Source organism: Arsenicicoccus sp. UBA2120 (assembly GCF_002330965.1).
Taxonomy (GTDB): domain Bacteria; phylum Actinomycetota; class Actinomycetes; order Actinomycetales; family Dermatophilaceae; genus Arsenicicoccus; species Arsenicicoccus bolidensis.
In genome coordinates, this window is record NZ_DCYC01000014.1 from 1 (window position 1) to 6,014 (window position 6,014).

Here is a 6,014-nt window from a genome sequence, read left to right on the forward strand (position 1 = left end):
CCCCTTAGGAACTCATCCGCCTGGCGTGCCAAGTCGGGCGGACGTGACTACCTGAGGTAGGTGCGGGGCAGGTGGGTGCGCGGCGCCATGCGCGGGCCGCGGCGCGGGCGCACCTGGCCGCTCAGCTCGAGCAGCCGCGTGACGCGGAACCGGTGCCCCCGATAGGGCTCGAGCAGCTCCGCCATGCCGTGGTCGTCGGTCTCGCGGCCGGCCAGCGCCCACCCGACGTTGCGCGCCACGTGGTAGTCGCCGAAGCTCACCGCGTCGGCGTCGCCGAGGGCCCGCTGCCGCACCTCGGCGGCCGTCCACACCCCGATCCCCGGTATGGCGCGGAGCCGCCGGTGGGCCTCGCGCGGGTCGAGGTCGACGCACTCTTCCAGGCGCGGAGCCACCGCCAGCGCCCGCTGGACGGTCGCCGAGCGAGCCCCGTCGACGCCGGCCTGCAGCCACGCCCAGGACGGCACCTGGCGCCACACCTGCACCGACGGGGCGACCATCAGGCCGAGACCCTCACCGGGGCCTGGTGCCGGCTCGCCATACGTCCGCACGAGGCGGCGATAGCCGCCGAAGGCCTCCTGACCCGTGACCTTCTGCTCGATGACGGCCGGGACCAAGGCCTCGACGACGAGGCCGGTCCGCGCGATCCGGAAGCCCGGGTGGCGGCGGTGGGCGTCGCGCACCACGTCGTGGACGGGCACCAGCCCGGTCGCGTCGTCCTGCTCCCCGACCAGCCCCGGCAGATGCTCCAGGGACCACTCGGCCCCCGGGCCCCAGGCCTCACCCACCACCTCGTCGGCCTGGCGCTCGAGGTGGATCGTCACCGGGCCGTCGGGGGTGCGCATCGCCCGCCACCACCCACCCGTGGCCGTGCGACGTCCGGTCGGGTCACCGCCTCCCCGCTGCAGGGCGGCCAGGGTCGACCGGAGGTCCAGCGGGCGGTCGAGCCGGATCCGGCGCACTCAGCGTCGCCGCAGCGTCAGCCGGGCCAGGGCGTAGGCGCTGCCGTCGGTGCGCACCTGCTCGTCGTCGCGCGCGCCACGGACGGCGGCGGTGAGGCGCCGCCCCACCTCGCCGTCGAGGTCGCCGACGAGTCGCAGCCCCCACCCGTCGGCGCGGGCCTCGAGGGCCCGCAGGTCGGCTCGCCCCAGGGCTCCCTCGGCGTCCGCGTCGCCGACGGGCACGGTCACCACGACGACCCCACCCGGTCGCAGCACGACCCCGGCCAGCTCGAGCACGGCGTCGACGTCGTCCGCCACCGCGCCGGCCGGGTGCAGGCGGGCCAGCAGGTCGACGCTCCCCCGCTCGTGCGGGACCTCGCGCGAGACGGCGAAACCCAGCGCCCGGCACCACCGCGACAGCGGCGACCAGCGACCTCCGAGATCGACGACCTGGCTGCGGTGCGTGCCGTCGTCGACGAGGCGCAGCAGCGCGGCGAGGGCACCCATCGCCGCCCACGCGTTGACCTCGTCGAGGACCATCGGGAGCCCCAGGTCGTCGGCCGCCTCGCGGTGCTCCTCGGCCTCGGCGTAGGACGCCAGCACGTCGGTCGGCAGCACCCACTCAGGCAGGTCGCCGGCCGCGCCGAGCCGCGCCCGCACGCCCCAGCGCGAGCTCGCGTGCAGCCGCCGAGCGGCGTCCGTGGCGATCGCCGCCCCGGCGGTGACGCCCGCGACCCGCCCCAGCGTCCTCGCCACCTGGCCCAGCGCCATCCGTGGTCCTCCGTCATCCTCGAGATCGGCTCTCGCCAGCCTAGTAGGTCCGGTCGCTAGGCTGGGCCGATGCCGACCCTGCGCGAGCTCCTCCCCGCCCTGCAGTCCCGCGACGTCAGCCAGCCGGCGATCACGTGCTACGACCGCACGGGGGGCGCGACGCACGGCGAGCGGATCGAGCTGAGCGGGCGGGTGCTGCTCACCTGGGCCAGCAAGGCCGGCAACGCGCTGCAGGACGAGTGGTCCCTCGAGCCCGGCAGCACCGTCGGCCTGGCCCTGCCCGCGCACTGGCGGGCGGGCTACTGGGCGCTGGCGACCTGGTGGGCCGGGGCGACGCTGGTGACGGGGGCCGGGGCGCTCGAGGCCGACCTGCTCGTCACCGACGACCCGACGCTCGCGGCCGAGGCGCCGGGCGAGGCCGCGCTCGTCACGCTCGCCGGCCTGGCCCGGTCCCACCCCGGCCCCGTGCCCGCCGGGGTGATGGACGAGGCCCGCGAGCTCGCGACCTACGGGGACCGGTTCGACGCCCTCGACTCTCCCGGGCCCGGCGCCGTCGCCTGGCGCCGGAGCGACGGGACCAGGCTGTATGACGACCCGCTGCGAGCCGACGACCGCCGCACCTGCCTGGTGGTGGGCGAGGAGGCGGACCGTCATACGGCCGACCTCGAGGACGCGCTCGACCGGATGGTCCGCGGGTGGTCCGGCGACGGCAGCCTCGTGCTGGTCCGCACGGGGGCGCCCGGCTCCGGCGGCCCCGGCGACCCCGGCGTTGCCGGTGACGGTCTCGCCGGGGTCGCCGGGATCGACGGGATCGACGGGATCGACGGGATCGTCGAGGCCGAGCGCGCCGAGCTCGTGCGAGGACCGGCCTGAGCGGTCGCCGGGGCGGCGACCTGCGGGTGTTAGCGAGGTAGTCACCCGCCCGTCGACGGGCTAGTCACCGGCGCTCATGCCGCGTTTGCCCGATCGGGCCAGGGTGCGTGGTGGGGGGAGCCTGAACACGCCCCAACTGTCACAAGTGCCCCATCAACCTCACAAGACACACGCGTGTAATTAGTCCAAAAAGGGCGACATCGGCGTCAAAGGTTCCGCGATGACGTCTACCTGTGATCACATACGGACAGTAACGAGACGGTCACACTCCGTGATTTGATCGTTCTGGGGCGAACTAGCCATCCAGCTCGACACCGCTCGAGAAGAGTCCTGGGCCAGCCCCCGCCGAGGACCTGGGAGACCCATGCGCATCACACCTACGTCGCGACGCGCCGCCGCCGTCGCCGCCGTGTCCGCCGCCGTCATCGCCGGCTCGGGCGCTCCTGCGTCCGCGGCCGAGTCCTACAGCCGGCCCGCCGACGGCACCCTGGAGATCACCGGCCGGGGCTTCGGCCACGGCCGTGGCATGTCCCAGTACGGCGCCATGAACGCCGCCAGGCAGGGCCGCTCGTGGCAGCAGATCGTCAGCCACTACTACCCGGGCGCCACGCAGACCCGGCTGGCCGACCCCACCATCCGCGTGGGCGTGGCCGGCCGGCTCGGCAACGCCGCCCGCGTCGCTGCCGAGCCCGGACTGGTCGCCGACGACGGCCGCGGCCAGGTCGTGCGCCTGTCCCTGGTCGACGGCACGGTCCCCGTGCGGTCCTGGCAGGTCGACCGCCCTGCGTCAGGGGGCACCACGACGACCGCGACCCTGTGGTTCACGACCTCCGCCGGCCAGCGCAAGGCCCTGCGGTCGACCTCCTCCGGTCGGTGGACGATCCGGGCGACGGACGGCACCGTCACCGCGGTCGGCTCCACCGGCGCGCCGGTCGCGACCTACCTCGGCAGCCTCACGGGCATCCGCTCCGGCACGACCATCTCCCCCGTCGTCACGACCACCCTCGAGAGCTACGTGCGCCAGGTCGTGCCCTTCGAGAGCCCCGGCAGCTGGCCGGTGCAGGCGCTCGCCGCGCAGTCCGTCGCGGCCCGCTCCTACGCCGCGAGCTGGCTGCGCAAGCCCCGCACCTCGACCTACGACATCTGCGACACCGCCGCGTGCCAGGTGTTCGGCGGGATCACCAGCGAGACCACCAACTCGCGCACCGCCGTCGCTGCCAGCAAGGGCATCATCCTCACCCGGGCCGGCCTCCCCGCCCACACCGAGTTCGGATCCTCCAACGGTGGCCAGACGGTGTACGGCAACGTGTCCTACCTGCCCGCCCAGGCCGACCCCTACGAGACCGGCCTCGCCCCCACCACCAACACCTGGGGCGTCTCCGTCCCCGTGAGCAAGCTCGAGCGGGCCTACCCCGCCATCGGGTCCTTCCAGCGGATGACCGTGCTCGCGCGAGACGGCAAGGGCCTGTGGGGCGGTCGCGTCCTCACGGTCCGGCTGCAGGGCACCCGCGGCTCCGTCGACGTCTCCGGCGAGCGCCTGCGCAGCGTCGTCGGCGGCACCGCCCTGCGCTCCACCTACTTCAAGCCCGTCAGCTCCCTGTGACCCGTCCGTCTCGACACCCTGGAGACCCCCTCGTGAAGACCTCCCGCACCACCCTCGTCAAGGGCACCACGCTGCTCTCCGCCACCCTCGGCCTGAGCTTCGGCTTCGTCGCCCTGCCGTCCGTCGCCGTGCAGGCTCCGGTCCCCGCAGCGGTGCCGGCCAAGAACGGCCCCATCACCCCGGACGTCAAGAAGCACGCCCTCGGCGACAAGGTCCGCACCACGGTCCAGCAGGCCGGTCCCGAGACGAAGGTCGTCCAGGACTCCTCGCTGCCCAAGGACGCCGCGGGCAAGCCGGTGGCCACGCCGGCCAAGGGCACCGTCGACCCCACGCTCGAGGCCGGAGCCACCACCGACACCGTCGTGGACCTCCCCGCCACCGGCAACCTGGTCGGCGTCACCTGGCCGGGCAGCACCACCATGGCGGCCAAGGCCACCGTCGCCGTCCGTGCCCAGACCGCCAAGGGCTGGCAGGAGTGGCAGGAGCTGGCCATCGACGCCGTCAAGGAGCAGACGACGGGCAAGGTCACGAAGTACGGCACCGAGCCCATCTGGGTCGATGGCGCTACCCGGGTCCAGGTGCGCGTCGCCGCGTCCGCCAAGGACCTGCTCAAGACCGCGTCCCTCGCGGCCGTCACCTCCCGCGAGACGGCGGCCGACGCGCAGCTCACCCCCACCGCCGTGGCGGGTGCCGCGAACGCGGCATACGTGCCGTCCGTGATCTCCCGCGCCGGCTGGGGCGCCAACGAGTCGCTGCGCAAGGGCTGCGTGCCCTCGGTGCGCGAGACGTCCAAGGTCGTCGTGGTGCACCACACCGCGGGGCAGAACAGCTACACCAAGGCGCAGTCGGCGTCGATCATCCGCGGCATCTACGCCTACGACACGGGCGGCCTGGGCTGGTGCGACGTGGCCTACAACATGATCGTCGACAAGTACGGGCAGAAGTTCGAGGGTCGCTTCGGCGGACTGAGCCGCCCCGTCAAGGGCGCCCACGCCGACGCGTTCAACAACTACACCTTCGGCATCTCGATCCTCGGCAACTACGACACCACCCGGGTCCCCGAGGCCGGCATGTCGGCGCTCAAGCAGGGCATCGCCATGCGCCTCTCGCAGTTCTACATCGCGCCCTACGGCAACACGACGCTGTACTCCGAGTACAACGGCACCACGTCGAAGTACCCCAAGGGCAGCGCCTACTACGCCAAGAACATCGCCGCGCACCGCGAGTCCAGCAACACCGCGTGCCCCGGCCGCTACCTCTACCCGCGCATGGACGAGCTGCGCGCCGGCGCCGCCGCCCTCGCCGGCTGGAACGGCTCGGGCTTCAACAGCCCGATCTACAAGCGGTATGTCGCCACCGGCGGCTCGGGCAAGTGGGGCCGCGTGTCGGTGGGTGAGAGCACGGTCGCGAGCGGCCTGCAGCGCACGACCTTCACGTCCAACGTCAACATCTACAACGGCCCCTACGGCACCAAGGTCATCGGACCCGGCCTCAACCACGGCTGGATCTCGCGCGGCGGGGTGAACTGGGGCGGCTACCCCTGGACCGACGAGATCGCCGGTCCCGGCGGGTGGTACGTCGAGCTCTCCAAGGGCAAGACGATGACCCACAGCCGCAGCGGCGTGAGCACCTGGACCGAGGGCGCCATCCGCAACTACTGGGTCAGGAACGGCGGCATGTGGAGCCGCCTCGGAGCCCCGGTCAGCACCATGCGCCCCATCTCCGGCGGCTGGGCGCAGACGTTCCAGGGCGGCACCGTCAAGTTCGACAGCGCCACCGGGGCCACCTGGCGCGCCTGAGCAGCATCAGCACGCAGCGGGGGTCGGCCA

Annotated in this window: 5 protein-coding genes; 3 read left to right on the top strand and 2 right to left on the bottom strand. The window is 73.5% G+C overall.

The window, feature by feature from the left end:
- Positions 1–47: 47 nt before the first annotated feature.
- Both B2P18_RS01140 and B2P18_RS01145 read right to left on the bottom strand, forming a co-directional pair.
- Entirely contained in the window at positions 48–842 is a 795-nt protein-coding gene (locus B2P18_RS01140) for a DNA-3-methyladenine glycosylase family protein (RefSeq protein ID WP_286955520.1), read from the bottom strand.
- Positions 843–959: 117 nt separating this feature from the next.
- On the bottom strand, positions 960–1,709 hold the full coding sequence (locus tag B2P18_RS01145) for a hypothetical protein (protein ID WP_286955521.1): 750 nt from the start codon (positions 1,707–1,709) through the stop codon (positions 960–962).
- 69 nt (positions 1,710–1,778) lie between these two features.
- Here B2P18_RS01145 and B2P18_RS01150 point away from each other — a divergent pair, with 69 nt between their 5' ends.
- The 3 genes from B2P18_RS01150 (at position 1,779) to B2P18_RS01160 (ending at position 5,984) form a co-directional block, all read left to right on the top strand.
- Positions 1,779–2,582 carry a TIGR03089 family protein gene (locus tag B2P18_RS01150; RefSeq protein ID WP_286955523.1) on the top strand — a complete coding sequence of 268 codons (804 nt, stop codon included), beginning with the start codon at positions 1,779–1,781 and terminating at the stop codon, positions 2,580–2,582.
- Positions 2,583–2,946: 364 nt separating this feature from the next.
- A complete protein-coding gene (locus B2P18_RS01155) occupies positions 2,947–4,185 on the top strand; it encodes a SpoIID/LytB domain-containing protein (protein ID WP_286955525.1) in 1,239 nt (412 codons plus the stop codon).
- A gap of 32 nt (positions 4,186–4,217) precedes the next feature.
- Complete coding sequence (locus B2P18_RS01160; protein ID WP_286955528.1) at positions 4,218–5,984, top strand: N-acetylmuramoyl-L-alanine amidase; 1,767 nt, start codon at positions 4,218–4,220, stop codon at positions 5,982–5,984.
- Positions 5,985–6,014: the final 30 nt, after the last annotated feature.

Excerpts from the sequence above, each read along its gene's own strand:
- B2P18_RS01140 (WP_286955520.1), bottom strand. The coding sequence starts at position 842 with ATGCGCACCCCCGACGGCCCGGTGACGATCCACCTCGAGCGCCAGGCC.
- B2P18_RS01145 (WP_286955521.1), bottom strand. The coding sequence starts at position 1,709 with ATGGCGCTGGGCCAGGTGGCGAGGACGCTGGGGCGGGTCGCGGGCGTC.
- B2P18_RS01150 (WP_286955523.1), top strand. The coding sequence starts at position 1,779 with ATGCCGACCCTGCGCGAGCTCCTCCCCGCCCTGCAGTCCCGCGACGTC.
- B2P18_RS01155 (WP_286955525.1), top strand. The coding sequence starts at position 2,947 with ATGCGCATCACACCTACGTCGCGACGCGCCGCCGCCGTCGCCGCCGTG.